Origin of the sequence: Cryobacterium sp. M91 (genome assembly GCF_002929615.1) — a bacterium.
Lineage (GTDB): Bacteria > Actinomycetota > Actinomycetes > Actinomycetales > Microbacteriaceae > Cryobacterium > Cryobacterium levicorallinum.
Genome location: NZ_PJJT01000087.1, coordinates 140,257 through 160,775, shown reverse-complemented (window position 1 = coordinate 160,775; position 20,519 = coordinate 140,257). Strand labels below are relative to the sequence as shown.

General features: G+C 66.9%; 18 protein-coding genes. 5 read left to right on the top strand and 13 right to left on the bottom strand.

The features are described from left to right. Positions 1–18: 18 nt before the first annotated feature. A complete protein-coding gene (locus CXY80_RS13070; protein WP_104132774.1) occupies positions 19–1,509 on the top strand; it encodes a catalase in 1,491 nt (496 codons plus the stop codon). A 109-nt stretch (positions 1,510–1,618) separates the two neighbouring features. On the opposite strand, the gene CXY80_RS13065 is transcribed toward CXY80_RS13070, so the two are convergent. The 5 genes from CXY80_RS13065 to CXY80_RS13045 form a co-directional block, all read right to left on the bottom strand. Further along, entirely contained in the window at positions 1,619–1,978 is a 360-nt protein-coding gene (locus CXY80_RS13065) for a Fe-S oxidoreductase (RefSeq protein WP_104132773.1), read from the bottom strand. A 3-nt stretch (positions 1,979–1,981) separates the two neighbouring features. After that, a complete protein-coding gene (locus tag CXY80_RS13060; protein WP_104132772.1) occupies positions 1,982–3,457 on the bottom strand; it encodes an NAD(P)/FAD-dependent oxidoreductase in 1,476 nt (491 codons plus the stop codon). Positions 3,458–3,603: 146 nt separating this feature from the next. Further along, positions 3,604–4,392 carry a crotonase/enoyl-CoA hydratase family protein gene (locus tag CXY80_RS13055; protein ID WP_092451267.1) on the bottom strand — a complete coding sequence of 263 codons (789 nt, stop codon included), beginning with the start codon at positions 4,390–4,392 and terminating at the stop codon, positions 3,604–3,606. Positions 4,393–4,587: 195 nt separating this feature from the next. Continuing rightward, positions 4,588–5,421, bottom strand: coding sequence for an arginase family protein (locus tag CXY80_RS13050; protein ID WP_092451265.1), 834 nt, complete (start codon positions 5,419–5,421; stop codon positions 4,588–4,590). A gap of 145 nt (positions 5,422–5,566) precedes the next feature. Then, the gene (locus tag CXY80_RS13045; RefSeq protein ID WP_104132771.1) at positions 5,567–6,298 is read right to left on the bottom strand and encodes a PspA/IM30 family protein; all 732 of its coding nucleotides are present in this window, start codon (positions 6,296–6,298) and stop codon (positions 5,567–5,569) included. Positions 6,299–6,516: 218 nt separating this feature from the next. Between CXY80_RS13045 and CXY80_RS13040 the strand changes: the two genes are divergently transcribed. Then, on the top strand, positions 6,517–7,290 hold the full coding sequence (locus tag CXY80_RS13040) for a gamma-glutamyl-gamma-aminobutyrate hydrolase family protein (RefSeq protein ID WP_092451262.1): 774 nt from the start codon (positions 6,517–6,519) through the stop codon (positions 7,288–7,290). Between the two features lie 425 nt (positions 7,291–7,715). On the opposite strand, the gene CXY80_RS13035 is transcribed toward CXY80_RS13040, so the two are convergent. Then, positions 7,716–7,994, bottom strand: a complete 279-nt coding sequence (locus CXY80_RS13035; protein ID WP_134495369.1) for a hypothetical protein — start codon at positions 7,992–7,994, stop codon at positions 7,716–7,718. A gap of 196 nt (positions 7,995–8,190) precedes the next feature. Between CXY80_RS13035 and CXY80_RS13030 the strand changes: the two genes are divergently transcribed. Continuing rightward, positions 8,191–8,697, top strand: a complete 507-nt coding sequence (locus CXY80_RS13030) for a hypothetical protein (protein ID WP_233195368.1) — start codon at positions 8,191–8,193, stop codon at positions 8,695–8,697. A 38-nt stretch (positions 8,698–8,735) separates the two neighbouring features. On the opposite strand, the gene CXY80_RS13025 is transcribed toward CXY80_RS13030, so the two are convergent. The 7 genes from CXY80_RS13025 to CXY80_RS12995 form a co-directional block, all read right to left on the bottom strand. After that, positions 8,736–9,701: an FHA domain-containing protein gene (locus CXY80_RS13025; protein WP_233195367.1), complete on the bottom strand. Its 966-nt coding sequence runs from the start codon at positions 9,699–9,701 to the stop codon at positions 8,736–8,738. Positions 9,702–9,703: 2 nt separating this feature from the next. Then, a complete protein-coding gene (locus CXY80_RS13020; protein WP_104132800.1) occupies positions 9,704–9,955 on the bottom strand; it encodes a hypothetical protein in 252 nt (83 codons plus the stop codon). A gap of 167 nt (positions 9,956–10,122) precedes the next feature. Next, positions 10,123–10,401: an HPr family phosphocarrier protein gene (locus CXY80_RS13015; RefSeq protein WP_092451256.1), complete on the bottom strand. Its 279-nt coding sequence runs from the start codon at positions 10,399–10,401 to the stop codon at positions 10,123–10,125. 44 nt (positions 10,402–10,445) lie between these two features. Continuing rightward, entirely contained in the window at positions 10,446–12,176 is a 1,731-nt protein-coding gene (ptsP, locus tag CXY80_RS13010; RefSeq protein WP_255411854.1) for a phosphoenolpyruvate--protein phosphotransferase, read from the bottom strand. 96 nt (positions 12,177–12,272) lie between these two features. Further along, a complete protein-coding gene (locus CXY80_RS13005; protein ID WP_104132769.1) occupies positions 12,273–14,315 on the bottom strand; it encodes a fructose-specific PTS transporter subunit EIIC in 2,043 nt (680 codons plus the stop codon). Continuing rightward, on the bottom strand, positions 14,312–15,313 hold the full coding sequence (locus tag CXY80_RS13000) for a 1-phosphofructokinase family hexose kinase (protein WP_104132768.1): 1,002 nt from the start codon (positions 15,311–15,313) through the stop codon (positions 14,312–14,314). Before CXY80_RS13000 ends, CXY80_RS13005 begins: the two co-directional genes overlap by 4 nt. After that, the gene (locus CXY80_RS12995) at positions 15,310–16,098 is read right to left on the bottom strand and encodes a DeoR/GlpR family DNA-binding transcription regulator (RefSeq protein WP_104132767.1); all 789 of its coding nucleotides are present in this window, start codon (positions 16,096–16,098) and stop codon (positions 15,310–15,312) included. The genes CXY80_RS13000 and CXY80_RS12995 overlap by 4 nt, the downstream gene beginning before the upstream one ends. Positions 16,099–16,273: 175 nt before the next feature. Between CXY80_RS12995 and CXY80_RS12990 the strand changes: the two genes are divergently transcribed. Beyond that, entirely contained in the window at positions 16,274–17,455 is a 1,182-nt protein-coding gene (locus tag CXY80_RS12990; RefSeq protein WP_092451248.1) for an exonuclease SbcCD subunit D, read from the top strand. Then, positions 17,452–20,490, top strand: a complete 3,039-nt coding sequence (locus CXY80_RS12985) for an AAA family ATPase (RefSeq protein ID WP_104132766.1) — start codon at positions 17,452–17,454, stop codon at positions 20,488–20,490. Before CXY80_RS12990 ends, CXY80_RS12985 begins: the two co-directional genes overlap by 4 nt. Positions 20,491–20,519 lie beyond the last annotated feature (29 nt).

Here is a 20,519-nt window from a genome sequence, read left to right as displayed (position 1 = left end):
TCCACACCAAGGAGCACCATGACTATCAAGCCCACTACCGACCAGACGGGAACGCCCGTCGCCAGCGACGCGCACTCCCTCACCGTCGGCGCCGACGGCGTCACCGCGCTGCACGACCGCTACCTGGTCGAGAAGCTCGCCCAGTTCAACCGCGAGCGCATTCCGGAGCGCATCGTGCACGCCAAGGGCAGCGGAGCGCACGGCGAGTTCGTCGTGACCGGCGACGTCTCGAAGTACACCCGCGCGGCCGTGTTTCAGCCCGGCACCGTCACCCCCACCCTGCAGCGCTTCTCCAGCGTGGCCGGCGAGCAGGGCAGCCCAGACACCTGGCGCGACGTGCGCGGCTTCTCGGTCAAGTTCTACACGACCGAGGGCAATTACGACATCGTCGGCAACAACACCCCGGTGTTCTTCATCCGCGACGGCATCAAGTTCCCCGACTTCATCCACTCGCAGAAGCGCCTGCCGGGCACCGGCCTGCGCGACGCGACCATGCAGTGGGACTTCTGGACGCTCTCCCCGGAGTCCGCCCACCAGGTGACCTACCTCATGGGAGACCGCGGCCTGCCGCGCTCCTGGCGTGAAATGCCCGGCTTCGGCTCGCACACCTACCAGTGGATCAACGCCGCCGGCGAGCGGTTCTGGGTGAAGTACCACTTCGAATCCAACCAGGGCAACGTCGAGATGGAAGGCTCAGAAGCTGAGCTCATCGCCGGAGCGGATGCTGACTACTACCGTCGCGACCTGTCCGACGCCATTGCCGCCGGCAACTTCCCGTCCTGGAACGTTTCCGTGCAGGTCATGCCGTACGAGCAGGGCAACACCTACCGATTCAACCCGTTCGACGTGACCAAGGTCTGGCCGCACGCCGACTTCCCGCTCATTCCGGTCGGAACCCACACCCTCAACCGCAACCCGGAGAACTTCTTCGCCGAGATCGAGCAGGCCGCGTTCTCGCCCGCCAACTTCGTTCCCGGAATTGCCGCAAGCCCCGACAAGATGCTCATGGCGCGCATCTTCTCCTACCCCGACGCGCAGCGCTACCGCGTCGGCACCAACTACACCCAGCTGCCGATCAATGCGGCGAAGAGCCCGGTCAACAACTACTCGCAGGATGGCGCGCAGCGCCACCACTTCAACGCCCCGAGCCAGCCGAACTACGCACCCAACTCCCTCGGCGGCCCCGTCGCCGACCCGGCCGCGGCCGGCGAGGGCGCCTGGGAAGGCGACGGAACGCTGCTGCGTGCCGCCGCGACCCTGCGCAGCGAGGACAGCGACTTCGGCCAGGCCGGAACGCTGTACCGCGAGGTCTACGACGCCGCCGCCAAGGCGCGCTTCCTCGACACCATCACCGGTGCCATCAGCGGCGTGACCCGCCCCGAGGTCACCGAGCGTGCCATTTGGTACTGGACCAGCGTTGACGCCGACCTCGGCGCCAAGCTGCGTGCGAACCTCGCTGTGTTCGCCGCGGCTGCCGCCATCGACGCTGAGTACGTCGCCGCGCAGTAGCGCTTCTGCACGACAAAACCGCCCGGCCTGTTCCCAGCCCGGGCGGTTTTGTGTGTGCTGCAGCCGCTCACCGGAATGGACGGCGGTGTCACGAGCCACGTTGGCTGAACTAGCGGATGTAGCCGCCCTTTTTCAGGCCGGCCTCGATCTCGAAGCGGTTCTGCAGCGGATTGCGCCCGCCGAGCGCGTATAGCAGCGGAAAGACCATGCCGAAGCGCTGCCACTGGCGTTTGTGCACGGCCTCATGCTCGAGCACGGCCGCGGTGACGTTCTGATTGGTGAGGTAGCAGCCGCCGACGCAGGATCCGCCGCGTCCGAACGTCCACGGCGGCATGCCGCGAAACACATACAGGCCGGCCTTGCGCTCGACTCGGCCGGTACTCCAGATCGAGCCCCAGACTAGCCCGAACGCGGTTGCGTACAGGTAGCCGGCGCGGCTGACGGGTGAGTCGAACAGGATGCGCCGCATCCGCTACTCGTCCGCGGCCTCGGTGTCGTTGTCGGTCGACCCGGGGCGTCCGTACGCTTCGAGCAAGCGCAGCCAGACTTCGCTCAGCGTCGGGTAGCTCGGCACGGCGTGCCACAGCCGGTTGATGGGCACCTCGCCGACAATGGCGACCGTGGCCGAATGCAGCAGCTCAGCGACATCCTGCCCGACGAAGGTGACGCCGAGCAACACCTCGCGGTCGAGGTCGACGATCGCGCGCGCCTTACCGACGTAGCCGACGGCGAGCACGGAGGCGCCGCCCAGGTTGGCGAGGTCGTAATCGAGAATTCGGATGCGATACCCCGCCTTGACAGCGGATGCTGCGGTCAGCCCGACCGAGGCCACCTCCGGGTCGGTGAAGGTGACCTGGGGCACGGCGGCGTGGTCGGCGGTCGCGACGTGCACGCCCCAGGGCGCCGTGTCGATCGGTCTGCCGGCCGCGCGGGTCACGATCGCGTCGCCAGTCGCTCGTGCCTGGTACTTGCCCTGGTGGGTGAGGAGCGCGCGATGGTTGACGTCGCCGGTGGCGTAGAGCCAGTCACCGGCGAGCGCGGGGGAGTCGCCCTGCACGAGCAGGGTGTCGTCGACGGCGAGCCAGTCGCCTTCGTCGAGCCCGACGGTTTCAAGGCCCAGATCCTGGGTGCGCGGGGTTCGGCCGATGGCCACGAGCACTTTCTCGGCCGTGACGGTGCTGTCGTCGTCGAGGGTGAGCGTGACGGTGCCGTCTGAGTTGCGGTGGGCTTCGGTGGTAGACGGGCCGACGAGGACGGTGACGCCGTTGCGCCGCAGGGCGGCGGTGACGAGCTCACCGGCGAAGGGTTCCTGACCGCCGAGCAGAGGGCTGCGCGCGATGACGGTCACTGTCGAGCCGAGTGAGGCGTAGGCGGCGGCCATCTCGGCGGCGACGACGCCGCCGCCGATCACCGCCAGGCTGGCCGGAATCTCCTGGGCGCTGGTCGCGTCGCGGCTGGTCCACGGTTCGATGTTTGTCAGGCCCGGAATGTCGGGCAGGAGGGCGGCCGAACCGGTGCTGACGACGACGGCGTGCGTGGCGGTGAGCACGGTCACGGTGCCGTCGGCGGACGTCACGGTGACCTCTTTCGTGCCGGTGAGGCGGGCGTGGCCGCGTACCAGGTCGATTCCGACCGACTCGAGCCACTTTGCCTGGCCGTCGTCCTTCCAGTGGCTCGCGATGGCGTCGCGTTGTTTGAGGGCGGCACGCGCGTCGACGGTTCCGGTGACGGCTTCGGCGGCGCCCGGCACGCGCCTGGCCGCAGCGAGAGCGGCGCCGCTGCGCAGTAGAGCCTTGGACGGCATACAGGCCCAGTACGAGCATTCGCCGCCGACCAGGTCGCTTTCGACGACGACCGTGCGCAGGCCGCCCTGCGCGGTGCGGTCGGCCGCGTTCTCGCCGACAGCGCCGCCGCCGATCACAATGACGTCGTAGTTCTGACTTGACATTGAATCTCCTTGACTTTGTGGCCCGACCGTTCAGAGCAGCCTATCCCGAGGTGCCCGTCGGGGGCCCACTCTGTGAACCCGGGCCCGATTAATAGGCTGGGCCTGCGTTCCGGGCCCGGTCGCAGAAGAGGAGGGTGCGCGCGTGGCTAACGGCCCACGAAGACGGCGGGGGTCCGGGTCATGAAGGACTGCATGCCGATGCGGGAGTCCTCAGTTTGCACCAGGCGGGCGAGGGCCGGCTGCAGCTCTTGTTCAGCGGATGCCGCCCCCTCCCGCTGCGCCAGGCGCGCATTGGCGAGGGTGGCCTGGATCGCGAGGGGTGCCTGGGCGGCGATCTTCTCGGCGAGCTCGAGCGCCCGGTCGAACTGGGTGCCGTCGGGCACGACTTCCTGAACGAGGCCCAAACGATGCGCTTCGGCGGTATCGAACAGCTCACCGGTGAGCAGCCAGCGCATGGCATTGCCCCAGCCGGCCGCACGCGGGAACCGAATCGTCGCGCCGCCGAACGGCAAAATGCCGCGGGCTACCTCGATCTGCCCGAACTTGGTCGATTCGGCGGCAACCACAATGTCGCTCGCGAGCATGAGCTCGATTCCGAGGGTGAGACAGGTTCCCTGCACGGCGATGACGACCGGTTTACTGAGGGATTCGCCATCCACTTGCCACGGGTTGATGCCGCCCTCCGGCACCATTTCGAGCCCGGCGGGGCCCAGCCGGGGACCGATGTCGGCGAGGTCGAGCCCGGCCGTGAAGTGCTCGCCGACGGCGTAGACCAGGCCGACGCGCAGCTCGGGGTCGCCGTCGAGCTCACCGTAGGCGAGGGCGAGCTGCCGCAGCAGGGCAAAGTCGGCGGCATTGCGCTTCTCGGGCCGATTGAACCCGATCAGAAGAATGTGGCCGCGGCGCTCGGTGAGGATGCGGGGCTGATCGTTCATGGGGCCTCCATTGGTCGGTGTGTGAATTCGTGCGGTGCTCGCCGGGCCTGTCGCCCCGAGTCCATAACTCCTGCAATTCGTTGGCGGTCCCGCAAAGTTGCCCGGAATGACGCCAGTGTGTCCCTGGCCAGCCAGAAATTGCAGCAGTTATGCGCATTCCCACTCACTCAGTCCGGTCACCTGCGAGATCAGTGCCTAGCGGGTGAGTGCCCCGATGATGCGCAGGATGCTCGGCAGATCATCGGTCGCCGCCTCGGGGGAGGCCGGCGCGAACCCGGTGATCGTCGCTCCGGCGAGGGTGAACTCAGCGCGCAGGGCGGTGATCGCTCCACCGAGTTCGGCCACGCTCAACCCGAACGGAATCAGGTCATTCAGGCCGCCAAGAGCTGACGGATCGAGCACATCCAGGTCGATGTGCACGAAGACGTGCTTGGCGCCGATGGCAGCGACGGCCCCGACCAGGGCGGCCGGGTCGGTCAACTCGGAGCAGGACACGCTCACCAGGCCGCGCTCCTGCAGGAGAACGTCTTCGGCATCGTCGACATCGCGGATTCCGGCCAGCACGACGCGGTCGAGTGACACGCTGCTCGTGGCGGCGAGTTCCAGCTCGGCTGGCCCTTCGCCGCTGATCGCGCGCAGCACCATGCCGCAGAATCCGCCGGACGGTGAGGTCTCTGGCGTGTGCAGGTCGGGGTGGGCGTCGAACCAGACGACGGCCAAGTCGCCCGGATGCGTACGCGCCGCGTGCTCGACAGCGGTGAGGGCAATGCCGCAGTCGCCGCCGATGGAGAGCGCCCAATCGGCCGTGTCCTTCAAAACAGCGGTGTGGCGTTCCCGCACGTGCTGGATCGCGGAGAACCGGTGCACCCCGGTATCGAGCGCGTCACCGGCCTCGACCGGAACGTCGACCAGACGCGTGGCCGAAAAGGGCAGGTCGCCTTGAATGGCCGCCGCCCCGTCGACCAGGCGCATTGCGCGCGGAGAAATCGAACCCTGCCACTGCGGTACTACAACGAAGGTGGGAGCCATACCTCAGTATGGCGCAGCGGCCGGGGCCAACAACATCCGCTTCGCCGAGAGCGAATTTCTCGCCGGGCTCGCCGGTCAGGTCCTGAGTGGACAACTTTGGTGGGTGCCACCGGGGTGTCACCCACCAAAGTTGTCCACTGAACGCTCAGCGCTCGAGGGCGGCGGTGGTTCCGGCTTTCAGGGCCGCGAGGCGGGCATCCACTTCGGTGAGCTCGCCGAGGTCGTCGAGGCTTTCGAACTGGGCGTCAAGGCTCGACGCGGCGAGCTCCTGCGCGCCGCGAACCCGGGCTTCTTCGCGACGGATCTTGTCCTCGAAGCGGTTGACCTCGCTCGTCGGATCCATCATGTCGATGCTCTTGACGGCATCCATCACCTGCGCCTGCGCCTTGGCGGTCTTGGAGCGCGCGACGAGCTCTGCACGCTTGTTGGTGAGTTGCACCAACTTCTCTTTCATGGCGTTCAGGCCGGTCTTGAGCTGGTTGACGACGGCGGTCTGGGCCTGAATCTGCGGCTCAGCGGTCTTCGCTTCCTTCTCCGAGGTGAGCTGGCGACCCAGCGCGGCCTTGGCGAGGTTGTCGAACTTGTCGGCGTCGGCAGCGTTGCCGACCAGGCGCAGCTCGTCGGCCTTGCGGCTCGCGGCCAGGGCCTTGTCGCCCCACTCCACGGCGGCTTCCTGGTCTTCGCGGTAGTCGTCTTCGAGCAGCCGCAGATTGCCGATGGTCTCGGCGATCGCGCTCTCGGCGTCGGAGATGCTGCTCGAGAAGTCGCGCACCATCTGGTCGAGCATCTTGGCGGGGTCTTCCGCCGAGTCGAGGATGGCGTTGATGTTCGCCTTCGCGAGCTGGGAAATACGGCCGAAGATGGACTGCTTGGTCATTCGGGTGTCCCTTCCAAAGGAGTCGTCCTGGTCGAGCTGACCCGCCAGGAAAGTGCTTGCATGACCAAAGTTTAGGGTGACCGGCAGAGGCGAGTCTGGGAACCTCAGGGAATCCGTGCGATTGCGATGTTGCCCTGTGTTACAGGGCTACTCGCGTGCTACGGGCCTGCCGCCCACAATGGAATCAGGACAGCAATGCGACAGGACGGGAGCCCGGCATGAACCAAGAATTCACGAACCGGATGCTCGTCGTCGTCGAGGTTACCGGAGCGCGCCCAGACCGCCCCGCCTATCACGCCAAGGTGCAGGTGCTCAATTCGCGCGTCGCCGCCGATGCCGAAACCGCCGGCTGGGCAGTCACCCGGGTCGCCGCTGCCGACGTCACATCGGTCGAACTGCTGCGCATCACAGCGGATGCCGACGCCATCATCATCGTCGGCGGCGAAGACGTCACGCCCCACTTCTACGGCGGCGCTACCGGCTACGAGGGTGAGACGGCACACTTCCCGGTCGCCGACGAGGGCCAGATAGCCCTGGTGCAGCGTGCCCTCCTGGTCGGCACCCCGTTGCTGGGCATCTGCCGCGGCCTGCAGATCATCAATGTCGCCCTCGGCGGCAATCTGGTGCAGCACATTGACGACGGCATTCACAAAAACATCGACGTGCCGATCGACCAGATTCTCTCCACCCACGACGTCGTGCTCGCCGCCGACAGCACCCTGGCCGCGAGCCTCGGCCGCATTGACATCTCGGTGCAGAGCGCCCACCACCAGATCGTCGACCGCCTCGGCGCCGGACTTGTGGCCGCCGCCCACGCCCCCGACGGCCTGATCGAAGCCCTCGAGCATGAGAGTGCTCCGATCACCGGCGTGCAGTGGCACCCCGAAGCGCCCGACTCCCCGGTCGATCAGCTCGCCCGGCTTCTGGCCGGTCTGGCCGAGCAGCACGGGGCTCGCTCGCTGCGCGTCGACGCCCCCGCGCTCGCCGCGTAACCGGCCTGGGTCAGCATCCGCTGAAACGACCCGCGCTGGTCTCGGGATCGCCACCAATTCGTTGGCCGATCCTGCCGAGACCGCCATGGCACGGCCCTCGCGGCGCCGCGGAACCGAAAAAGCCCCGGCACTTCTCGCCTGGGGGGAGGTGAGAAATATGCCGGGGCTTTACGTGGAGTGGGGGAACTCCGTGTGTAACGGTACGGGGCATGGCCTGAGAAGAGGCTGATAAAAAACAAAAAGATTCTACCCTCGCGCCAGAATGAGATCTCCCGGTTGGCCGGTTTGTTACGCATCCGTTGCAACGCGTCGAGCGCACAGCGGTCGGCCGACTGAACTGAACCGAGGCCGCCGTTCCACAAAACGAGGCGGTGCCGACCCGGGTAGGGAGTCGACACCGCCTCGGATGCTCGAGTCGGCTGGTGTCAGGCGGCCTGGTGCTTGGTGGCGTGGTTTTTGTCGGCCTGGTGTTCGGTGGCCTGGTGTTCGGTGGCACTGACAGCGCTCGCAGAGTGGCTCCAGGCGAGGAGTTCGGCCTGCGCCCGCTTACGGCTCGCAGCGGTCTGTTTGGGGGGGACCGGAACGATCATTCGGGAGCCCGGGCAATCCTTGGAGGAATTGGCCAGGGAATGGTAGGTCGCGAAGCGGGTATCCGACGTGATCCACACCATTTGTTGGCATTCGGGGCACTCTGTCTGCAACATTTTCACGATTGTCCGTTCCATCGCCGACTCCGGGTAATCGGTTCGATAATTCCAACCTAGCGGGGATAGACAGCGTGATGTCCTCCCCTGTGACGGGGACAGCAGGAAACGCCAAATGGTGGTACTTTACTCCGGCAAGTGCTTGCGCTCATTCTGATTTCCCCGCCCGCAAGAGCCGATGCAGTGGAGATACGCCTTGAACATTGATTGGGAATTCAACGGACTGCCGCTTCACGTGCTGATCGTGCACGCGGTCGTGATCGTGGTGCCACTCGCCGCCCTGTGCGCGCTGCTCACCGCGTTCTGGCCGGCCGCTCGGCGGCGATTGGGCATCGTGACGCCCCTGGTGGCCCTGGCAGCGCTCGTGCTGGTTCCGCTCGCCGTGCAGGCGGGGGAGTGGCTGCAGTCCCGGCTGGTCAACGTGACCCCGTTGCTCGGCACGCACACCTCGATCGGCAACACGCTGCTGCCGTGGGTGATCGCCCTGTTCCTCGTGGCGGCACTGCAGTGGTTTTGGTACCGCTACGTAACCGCCGAGGGCGCCCGTTTCTCATCCGCTCTGCCACACGGCACCGGACGCCTCGCGGCCACCATTGTTCTTGATCTTGTGGTTCTGGTCAGCGCGCTTGGATCGGTCGTCACGGTTGCGCTCATCGGGGAATCGGGTTCTCGAGCGGTCTGGACCGACCTGTTCACCTCGTGAGGGTGCCGCATCGAACGTGCGACACCCTCACGCGCCTCTCAGGCCCGCGGCCTGGGCGGCTGCGGCTTCTGGAATGCCAGCTCCCCGCCAACGCGCCCGCCAAACGGCCGGCCGTGGTCGGCGAATTCCTCCCGAAAGTAGCCCATGCGCCACGGGCCCATTTCGAGCCGCGACCCGGTGCGCAGAATCTGGCTGTTCCCGGTGCCTCCCTCGGCCGGTCGAGAGCTGCTCGCGACGTCACCCATCGCAAACAGAACGTACTCATCGTTGTCATCGTGGCGAATTTCGGCGTGCAGCGGTTTCAACCCGGGCAATTGCAGGTCGGCATCCGCGGACGAGCCGATCGTCGTCACGCCCGGCAGTAGGTTGAATTCCCGGGGCATCTGCCCGTTCCAGTTCTCCGAGCCCACGACGAAGATGAGGCGGGGTCGCCCGCTTCCCGGCGTGTAGTGCGTTGTGGTGATCTTTCGCCGGCGGTGTCGATCAAAGGTCGGTGCGAGCGGAAACACCGTCGATGGCGGCAGCGGAATGGCAACCGGCATGCGTGCACGCCCGCGCATTCGTGCCTGCACGAGCGGCCCGAGGGCGTTTCGGGACCCGAGCACGATGTGCGGTGACCGCGTCAACAGCCGTTGCGAAACGGATGCCTGCACGTCGCCGAGACGCGCAATCAGCCCGATCGGGCCCGTGATGGAGACGGTCAGACCGCGGGAGGCCAATTCGGCAGCCAGCGCGCGCAGCGGTTCCAGATTGAGCGCACGCCCCTGCACGAACATTTCCGGGTTGCTCGTGAATACGGTGATCTCCGTGCCGTTGGCGGTCACCGTGCCCTGCATGGCATCCGCTGACCCAAAGGAATCGCCGAACTCTGCTCCGGTCGAATCCGCACCGGAGGAAGCTTTCGACGCACCGACCGCACCCGTCGGTTCGACCAGGGAAAAGGCGAGATCGATGTGCAGACTCACCGGGGAGCCAGCCAGTGTTGAGCTCGCCGAGGAGCTCACGATCAGCCCCGAAACGGATCGGAGCCGAGCGACTTCTCGTCGCTCGTGGTTACCCGCAGGGTGCCGCTGAGCTTCCAGACGGCCCGCGGAGCATCGGGGCCGATGTCACGGGGAACTTCGACGACCATATCGATGAAACTGTAGTTGATGGCCGCACCCTTACCGGTGAGGTACGACCACATTTCCTGGCCGAGATCCGCCCAGTCCTTGATGGTGTGCTCCTCGGATTCAGGGGTGCTCTCAACGTTGCCCAGGTACGTCTGTCGTTCAGTCACGGTAGGTTCCTTTTCGCTCGCACAGATGGTGTTGCAGGTACCGGCAGGTGCGCCGGTCTCGCGCGGGCACAGCGCCCGCGCGATTTACCTAGCGTAGTTACCTAGTTGCGTGCGGTAAAGGATTGTCCCCAAACGGGGAACGGGTATTATTCGGCGTCGAGATCCGTCTCCAGAATCTTGACCAGGGAGTCGAGAGCCTCGTCGGCGCCTTCGCCGTCGGCACGCAGCACGACGGTATCGCCGTTGGAGGCGCCGAGACTCATAATGGAGAGGATGCTCGACGCGTCCATGGCATCCTCGGCCGGCTCGCCGGCCATGGCGATGGTGACCTCGAGGGGCAGCTCACCGACCGCGGCGACAAAGATTCCGGCGGGGCGGGCGTGCAGACCGACGCGGCTTGCGATGACAGCGGTTCGTTCAGACATGGGGTCCTCCAAGGTAAGCAGTGTTGACAAAGAGTGAGGGCAGATTACAAACCCAGCGTATTAAGTATGGGAAGTTTTTCGCGAACGATTCGACGGGCATCCGTTGCTGAATATGATTTGAGGGCCAGGGCGGCCAGTTGCTGCGCCTCGGGCAGCGTCACGCTCGCGAGCACGGCGGCGACGGCGGAGAGGGCCCGTGCGGTCATGGACAGTGTCGAGACTCCGAGTCCGACCAGCACCACCGCGAGTGCGGGATCGGCGGCAGCTTCACCGCAGACCCCAACCGGCTTGTCGTTGCCCTCGTCACGCGAACCGGCCACGGTCAGGCGGATCAATTGCAGCACTGCTGGCTGCCACGGCGTGTTGAGGGCCGCGAGTGGGCCGAGCTGGCGGTCGGCGGCCATGGCGTACTGGGTCAGGTCGTTGGTGCCGAGGCTGACGAAGTCGACGTGTTCGAGAATGCTCGCGGCGGTGAGCGCGGCCGAGGGGACCTCGACCATGACGCCGGGTGTCGTGAGCCCCGCCGCGGCGCAGAGGCCGGCGAAATGTTCGGCTTCCTCGGCGGTGGAGATCATCGGCGCCATCACCCAGACCTGCGCCTCGGTGCCGTTGGCTGCCTGCGCGATGGCCTGGAGCTGACGCTCGAGCACTCCGGGGGAGGTAAAATCGGTGCGGTAGCCGCGCACGCCGAGGGCGGGATTCGGCTCGGAGGCATCGGTCAGAAACGGCAGCGGTTTGTCGGCGCCGGCGTCGAGGGTGCGCACGACGACCTTCTTGCCGGGGAACGCGTCGAACACGCCGCGGTAGGCGTCGACCTGTTCGGCGATGGTGGGTTCGGTGTCACGTTCCAAGAAGCAGAATTCGGTGCGCAGCAGGCCGACGCCCTGGGCACCGGCGGCGGCGGCTTTGACCGCATCCTTGGCGCCGCCGACGTTGGAGAGCAGCGGAACCAGGTGGCCGTCTTTGAGGCGTCCGGTGCCGTCGAACACGGCCAGGGCGGCGGTGGTGGTCGCCCAGGCCTTGGCCAGGTCGATCTCGTCGGCGCCGGGGTCGACCAGAATCGTTCCGGCCGCGCCGTCCACGAAGACGATGGTGCCGTCGGTCAGGCCTTCGACGCCGACAGCGGCGACCACGGCCGGCAGCCCAAGGGCGCGGGCGATGATGGCCGTGTGCGACTGGGGTCCGCCGCTCGAGGTGACGAGGGCGAGAACCTTCGCCGGGTCGAGAGTGGCAGTGTCGGCCGGCGCAAGATCCTCGCCGACCAGAATGAACGGCGTGTCCGAGTACGGGATTCCGGGGGCCGGAACGCCGCGCAGTTCGGCCACGATCCGGCCGCGCACATCGAGCACGTCGGTCGCCCGCTCGGCCATGTAACCGCCGAGGTTGTGCAGCATTTCGGCCACCGAGGCGGCCGCATCCCAGATCGCCCGTTCCGGTGAGGAACCGTTGGTGATGAGCTTGACGGCCGCCTTAACCAGCATCGGGTCGTTCGCCATCAGTGCTGTCGCCTCCAGCACCTCCCGGCCGGCGCCCGAAGCGCCGACCGAGCGAGCTGTGAGACTGGTTTGCACGGCCTTTGCTGCGACCCGCAGGGTAGCGGATGCCTCTTCCGGCGTGGTCCCCTCGACCAGGCGTTCGCCCGCAGCGGGTTCCCGCACGGGCTGGGGCATCAACAGGATGGAGCCAACGATACGGCCGGGGCTGACACCGACTCCGGTGAAGGTGCGGCCGGTTTCGGCGCGGTCGGTACTGGCCTTGCCTGAAAGCGTCTGCACGATCGTCCTCAATTCCTTGAACCCCAGCCTGCGGCTGGCGTCACTGTACTGCGTGGCATTCTTCGCGGGGAGTTCCCGCACGGGGTACTTTCCGGGTCAGGCGTTGACCGGGGCGGCGTCCACGACTGCGGGCTTGCGCACCGCGTAACGCTTGAGCCCGACCACGGCGAACGCTGATACCACAGTACCGATCGCAATGGCGAGCACGAACAGCAGGAAGTTGTCGATGGCGAAGAAGACGAACATTCCACCGTGTGGCGCCTTGCTCGTGATGTTCCAGGCCATGGACAGCCCGCCGGTGACCGCTGCGCCGAGCATGGCGGCCGGAATAACCCGGAACACGTCGGCAGCGGCGAACGGAATGGCGCCTTCGGAGATGAACGAGGCACCCAGCAACCAGGCCGCCTTGCCGTTCTCACGCTCAGACAGGCTGAACAGCTTCTTGTCGATCACGGTGGCGAGGGCCATTGCGAGCGGCGGAACCATGCCGGCGGCCATGACCGCGGCCATGATCTGCCACGGTGCCTGGTTGGCAAGGCTCGCCGCGCCGAGGCCGGCGACGGCGAACGAGTAGGCGACCTTGTTGACCGGACCGCCAAGGTCGAATGCCATCATGAGACCGAGAATGACACCGAGAATCACAGTGGATGCCCCGGTCATGCCGTTCAGCCAATTGCCGAGTCCCACGGTGAGCAGCGCGATCGGACCGCCGAGCACGAGGAACATCAACCCGGACGCGACGATCGATGCGATCAGCGGAATGATCACGACGGGCATCAGGCTGCGCAGCCAGCGCGGAACGCTGATCCTGGCAATACTCATGGCGACGACACCAGCGAGCAGCCCGCCGACTATACCTCCGAGGAAGCCAGCGCCCATGAAGCCGGCGACGGCGCCCGCGACGAAGCCGGGCGCGATACCGGGACGGTCAGCGATCGCGAAGGCGATGTAGCCGGCCAGTGCGGGAACGAGGAAGCCCATCGACAAGGCGCCGATCTTGAAGAGGACCGCGCCGAGATAGACACCGAACCCCCCGAGCAGGTTCGCCCCGCCGTCCGGCAGATTGAAGAGACTGTTGTTCAGCACCACGTCGTCGGCGATGTCCGTGATCGCGTAGCCGCCGAACAGAAAGCCGAGGGCGATCAGCAGACCTCCGCCGGCGACGAACGGAATCATGTAGCTGACACCGGTGAGCAGCGCGCGCTTGAGCTTCTGGCCCAGGTGCTCGCTCTTCTCGTTCGATGCGCCGCCGAGGTCGACGGTGCCGCTGACGCGACGGGCGTTCGGGTTGAGTGCGGCCGCGAGGGCTTCCTCGATCAGTCGGCCAGGTTCGTCGATGCCGCGCTTGACCGGGGCGTTGATGACGGGCTTGCCGGCAAAACGTTCCCGGCCGCGCACATCGACGTCGACGGCGAAGATGACGGCGTCGGCGGCAGCAATGACCGCTGGGTCGAGTGGGGTGACGCCAGCCGAACCCTGGGTTTCCACCTGCAGGTCAACGCCGACGGCCTTGGCAGCGGCCACGAGCGAGTCGGCGGCCATGTAGGTGTGCGCGATGCCGGTCGGGCAGGCGGTGACGGCGACGATGCGCCCCCTGCTGGTTGACTCGGCGCCGGTCTGAGCCGGACCGGTGCCGGCGTTTGCATTCTCGGCGGCACCGGCCGCGTGTGCGCCAGCGGCAACCGGAACCGGGGCGACGACGTTGCCCACGAGTTCGACGATCTGCTGCGCGGTCGACGCGTCCCGAAGGGCCGCGGTGAAGTCTTTCTTCATGAGCGACCGGGCGAGCTTGGCCAGAATCTTCAGGTGTTCCTGGTCGGCGCCTTCCGGGGCCGCGATGAGAAAGACCAGGTCGGCGGGGCCGTCCTTCGACCCGAAATTGACCGGGGTCGACAGACGGGCCAGCGCGAGGGTGGGTTCCAACACGGCCGACGAACGGCAGTGCGGAATGGCGAGGCCACCCGGAATGCCGGTGGCGGTCTTCGCTTCGCGAGCGAGGGCATCCGCGTACAACGCCTCGATCTCGGTGGCGCGACCTGACTCGACGACAAGCTCGGCCAGGCGCCGAATGACGTCCTTCGGCTCGCTGCCGAGATGGGTGTCCAGAGCAACGAGCTCCGGGGTAATCAGTGCACTCACTGGTCATCCTCCTTTGGATGTGCGGCCAGGACCGGCCGGGGGACCGATTCTGGGGCAAGGTCCGTCACGGTGACGGCGCTGGGGTTGGTTTGGTGCAGGGCGGGAACAGTGGAACCGGGTAGGGAGGCTGCGGCGGCGCCGTGGGCGGCGGCCTGGCGCAGGCGGTCGGGGGCGCTCGCGCCGAGGTTGCTTTGCAGCAGGTAACCGGCCAGGGCCGAGTCGCCGGCACCGACGGTGCTCACGGCGATCATCGGCGGCGTGGTAGCGAGCCAGCTGCCCTCGGCAGTGACGAGCACGGCGCCCTTCGCTCCGAGAGTGGCCAGCACGGCACCGACACCGCCTGCGATGAGCACGCGCGCCGCGTCGACGACAAGGTCGGGGTTTGCCTCGAGCGTGTCGACGTCGAACAGGCCGCTCAACTCCGCGAGTTCCTCACCGTTGGGTTTGAGCAGATCGGGGTGGGCCAGCGCCGCTTTCTCCAGTGGGCCACCCGAAGAATCCACAGCCACTTTCGGTGCCGCCGAGCCAAAGCGTTCGCGCAGCTCGCGGATGATGCGGGCGTAGAAATCGTCGGGCACACCGGGCGGCACGGACCCGGCCAGCACGAGCCAGCTGGCGCCGCCCGACTGCTCGAGCACCAGGTCGACGAGGGCGTTTTGCTGGGCCGGGCTCAGTTCCGGTCCGGGTTCGTTAAGCTTGGTGGTCGTGCCGTCGGGTTCGGTGATCGCCACGTTGCTGCGCAGCGGTTTGCCGATGCGCAGGCCGAGGTGCGGAATGCCGTGGCTGGTCAGGGCGAGCAGCACCGGGTCGTCGGCGTCGCCGGGGAGGATGGCCAGGCTAGAGATGCCACTCGCTTCGAGGGCGCGGCAGATGTTGACGCCCTTGCCGCCGGGTTCGCCGTGGGCGGCGACGGCGCGTTGCACTTCGCCGCGGGCGAGCGGCCCGGCCAGTTCGATGGTGCGGTCGAGGCTCGGGTTGGGGGTCAGCGTTACGATCATGCGATCACCACGTCGACATCGGCTGCGGCCAGTGCTGCGGCAAGATCGGCGGATGGCGCGGCATCCGTTATCAAGGTGTCGATCGCTGCGAGGGCGGCGAAGGAGACCAGGGTCTCCTGGTCGAGCTTGCTGGAATCGGCGAGAACGACGACGCGCCGGGCTGCCCGGACGATCGCGGACTTGACCGCTGCTTCGACCGAGTCCGGGGTGCTGAGGCCGAAGGTCGCGCTGATGCCGTTGGTGCCGATGAAGGCGATGTCGGGGCGCAGCGCCGCGAGCTGGGCGACGGTGCCGGCACCAACGATCGCGCTGGTCAGCCCACGCACCCGACCGCCGAGAATGTGCAGGTTGATGGCGTCGTTGCGGGAGAGTTTGGCGGCGATCGGAACGGCGTTGGTGATCACGAGCAGCTGGTCGCCGGCGACGGCGGGCGTCCAAGCGGCGAGGCGCTCGGCGAGGCGCTCGGTGGTGCTGCCGGAATCGAGCAAGATCGAGCCGGTTCGACTCGCGGGAATCATGCGCAGGGCGGCATCGGTAATGCGGGACTTCTCGTCGAGGCGTTGGGTCTGACGCTCGTCGAGGCTCGGCTCTGACAGGCTCAGGCGATCGATCGCGACGGCACCGCCGTGCACTCGGCGCAACTGGCGGGCGGCCTCGAGGGTGTCGAGGTCACGGCGCACGGTTTCGGCGGTGATGGTGAAACGCGCGGCGAGGTCGGTCACGGTGACCCGTCCTTCGGTTGCCACGAGTGCGGCGATCAAGAGTTGACGTTCTTCGGCGAACACGAATTGCCTCCTCGACGATGAGTGACACAGGTCACAAGATGTTGGTTTCATCGACTTTAGCTGTGTTTATTTTTGTTTGTCAAGAAAAAACAAGATAAACAAAGAAATTACCTCGTTCAGGTGGAACGGATGCTGTCGGTCGGCCGTGTCGGTGGCCGAGGGTAGCGTGAATGTTATGAAGATTCTGCACACCTCGGACTGGCACATCGGGCGCACCTTCCACACCCATTCGACCCTCGAACACCTGGCGGTCGTGCTCGACGCCGTCGTTGCGGTGGTGCGCGAGCGAGGCGTCGACGTGGTCGTCGTGGCGGGCGACGTGTTTGATTCCGCCATGCCCTCGAAAGAGAGCTACGCGCTGCTGACGCGCGTCTTGCGGCGTCTGAAGGAGGCCGGGGCATCCGTTGTCATGACCAGCGGAAACCACGACTCGGCCACCCGTCTGGGCTTTCAGGCCGAGTGGGCGGCGCTGGCCGGCATTCACGTGGTCACCCGGCCCGAGCAGTACCTCGAACCGATCACCATCAGTGATGAGCACGGGCCGGTGCACTTCTACGGCATTCCGTTTCTGGAGCCTGTACTCATCCGACACCTGCACCCCGGCGAGCTGCTGAAAACGCACGAGCAGGTCCTGGATTTCGCCATGACGCGGATTCGGGCCGACCGGTCACTGCGCGGACTTACTGCGGGCGGCGGGCGCAGCGTGGTGCTCTCGCACTGCTTCGCCGCCGGGGTGACCCCGGCCACGGCGGCGAGCGATGTGGAGCGCGATATCACCGCCGGCGGCCTCGACGTCGTTCCGCTGAGCGTCTTCGACGGCTGTGACTACGTCGCGCTGGGGCACATCCACGGCCGGGCCACCCTCACCGACCGCGTACGCTATTCCGGGTCGCCACTGCATTACTCCTTCTCCGAGGTGGGCAAACCGCGGGGAGCCTGGCTGGTCGAACTCGATGCCTCCGGCCTCGGGCGGGTCGAGTGGGTCGACCTGCCGGTGCCGCGCCGATTGGCCGTGCTCACCGGCGAGCTCGCCGATCTGCTCGAAAATTCCAGCTACGCCGACAACGAGGGCGACTGGGTGAAGGCCATCCTCACCGATCAGGTGCGGCCGCTCGACGCCATGCGTGCGCTGCAGGCCCGGTTTGCGCACGCGGTGGCGCTCGAGCATCGCCCGGCGATTCGGGTCGACCCCGGCGATAACAGCTACGCCGAGCGCATTCGCGCGGCGACGAGTGACCCCGAGATCGTGGCCGGCTTCCTCTCTTTCGTGCGCAACGGCGTCGGACCGACCGAATTTGAGAGTGCGCTCGTCGCCGAACTGCTCACCGAGCAGTCCACCCGGGCGGTGAACTCGTGAAGATACTGCGGTTGCGGCTCGCCGGGTTCGGCCCGTATAAAGACGAACAGCTCGTGGATTTCGAGCGCTTCGACAGTGACGGCATCTTTCTGATCTCCGGCAAGACCGGGGCCGGCAAATCGAGCATTCTCGACGCCATTTGTTTCGCCCTCTACAACCAGGTGCCGCGCTTCGATGGCAGCGAACTCAAGCTGCGCAGCGACCACTGCGAGGCTGGCGACCCGACCTTCGTCGAACTCGACTTCAGCGTCAACCAGTCCCGATATCGGTTGCGCCGCAGCCCGGCGTACGAACGACCCAAGAAGAATCAAGTCGGGGTCACCACGGCCGCGCCGACCGCCGTGCTGCAGGTTCTGGACGACGCCGACGGTTCCTATAATGGCGGCTGGCGCGGTATAGCAGCCAAGCCCGGTGCCGTCGGGCACGAGCTTGACACCATTCTGCCGCTGAAGGTCGACCAGTTTCTGCAGGTGATCCTGCTCGCGCAGAATCGATTCCAACGATTCCTGCTCGCCAAGACCGAGGAGCGCCGCGCTGTCCTGCGCACCCTGTTCAACACCGGCCGCTTCGAACAGCTCGAGGCCGCGCTGATTCTGCGCCGCAAGGGATTGGACGAGCAGCTGGCGACGAGCCAGCGCGACCTCGAGCAAGACCAGACCGCTGCCGCACAGCTGCTACGGGACGAGGGGCCGCTCGCCGCACCAACCGCTGGGTGGTTTGCCGCCGCCCAGCATGACCTCGCCGGGCAACTTGATGCTGCGACCATTGAGCAGGCGCGCACCATGGCCGAACTGACCGCCGCGACCGACCGGCACCAGTCCCTGCTGCAGACCGAGCAGCGTCAGCTGCGTCGATCCGCTGCCGCCAGTGCTCTGGCCGCACTCGACTCCCGGCAGGACGACATCGTGCGGGAGCGCTCCGATCTGCAAAACGCCGCGCGTGCGGCCCGAGTCTGGCCGCAGGTTCGGGCGCGCCACGAGGCCGCCGGTGCACTCGCGGCGGCCGAGAGCGCCCTGGCCGCCGCACAGGCGCAGCGCGCGGGCGATCGCCCGGCCGAGACTGCTGGTGCTGGTGCTGGTGCTGGTGCTGCGGGTCGTTCGCGATCGGATGTGGCTTCCCCGGAAACGCTCGGCCAGCTTCAGCTGGTCATTGACGGGCTGCTCGGCCGCCTTGGTGCGCTCGAAGATGCCCTCGCCGACGAGCTCGCCCTCCCCGAGCTCGACAACGAGATCGCCGAGCTACTGATCGAACAGCTGGAAGGCACTCGCGCGCTCGATGCTGCCCGTGCCCAGGCCGATGCTTTGCCCGAACAAATCGAGGCAATCACCGCGGAGCACTCCGCGGCACAGCTCGCGGCTGCTCGTCAGCCCGACACGATGATTGCCCTCGACCGCGCCACCCTTACCCTGGAGGCCGCGCAGACTGTCACGCGGCTCAGTAGCGTCCTGCTCACCGCGCAGCAGGCCGAGTTGACTGCGAGCGGCGACAACGCCGACGCGGCCGCGCACTACGAGAGCGTGCTCGCTCGTCGCTTCTCGGGATTCGCCGCTGAGCTCGCCGCCCGGCTGATCACCGGGGACGCCTGCGCGGTGTGCGGGTCAACGGCACACCCCCAGCCAGCCCTCGGCCACGATGATCCGGTCACCACCCACGATCTGAACACCGCGCGCAGCACGGTCACCGACCGGCAGGGTCAGCTCCTCGTGGCCCAGAACGCGGTGCAATCGGTCAATCTGCGTCTGGCTGAAGCCCGCGCCCTCACCAGCGGCCGCGACGCGGCCACGGTCACTGCCGAGCACGACGCAGCAACCGCGGCGCACCGGCTGGCCGATCGGGCCACCGCGACTCTGCCCGATTTGCAGGCCCGGCTCGCTCAACTGCAGTCCACGATGACCCGGGCGGCCACGAGCGTCGACCAACTACGCGGCCAACGCGATCAGGCCAGCACCGCTCATGCCTTCAAGGTCAGCCAGAGGGAGGCCATCTTCGGCCGGCTTGCCGCGCAACGCGGCGAGTTCGATAGTGTGCGCGGCCAGGCCACTCACCTGCACGACGAGCTGACCCAGGCCCGCACCCTCGCCACCGCACTGAGTGTGGTCGATGAGTGCGGCGCAGCCGAAGACGCCGCGCAGAGCCGCCTCACCGCGCAATTGGCTGAAGAAGCCTTTACCGATGAAGCAGCAGCACTCGCCGCGCGGCTTGACCAGCCCGAGATTGAGCGACGCACGAGAGCTCTGCGGGTGCATGATGACGGTCTGGTGGCAGCCCGCGCGACCCTGGCCCAGCCCGACCTCGCCGATTTACCCACCGAGCCCGTCGACGTATTACCGGCCGCGGCCGCCGCTGCCGCTGCGAGCACGGCTCGTGATGCCGCGTTGACCCGGCAGAGTTCGCTGGTCGATCGCACCGGGACCCTCTCGGCGATCGTGCGCCGGGTTGGATCGCTGTTCGCGGCATCCGCTCAGTTGCACGAGATGCAGCAGCAGGTGCGTCAGCTGGCCGACGTCGTGCACGGCGACGAACCCAACACCAAACGCATGCGACTGGAGAATTACGTGCTGGCCGCGCAGCTCGAGGAGATCGTGGCGGCCGCCAACATTCGGCTGCGCACCATGACCAGCGGTCGCTACACCCTTGAACACGATGACTCCCTGGCTTTCGGCGGGGCACGGTCGGGCCTGGGGCTCGCCATCCGCGACGAATACACCGGACGGGCCCGTCCAACGCACTCGCTGTCGGGCGGTGAGACATTCCTCGCCTCTCTGGCCCTCGCTCTGGGGCTCGCCGAGGTGGTGACCGGGCAGGCCGGCGGCGTCACCCTCGATACCCTCTTCGTCGATGAGGGCTTCGGCTCCCTCGACGGTGAAACCCTCGAGACGGCCATGAGTACGCTCGATTCCCTCCGTGCCGGGGGCCGCACCATCGGGCTGATCAGTCACGTCGATTCCATGAAGGAGCAGATCCCTGCAACTCTTCGCATCGTGGTGACCGATCGGGGCTCTAGCGAAATTGAGGGCGGTGACGCCACGGGGTGACCGGCGCCGCCGGGCGTGCCAATCGTTCG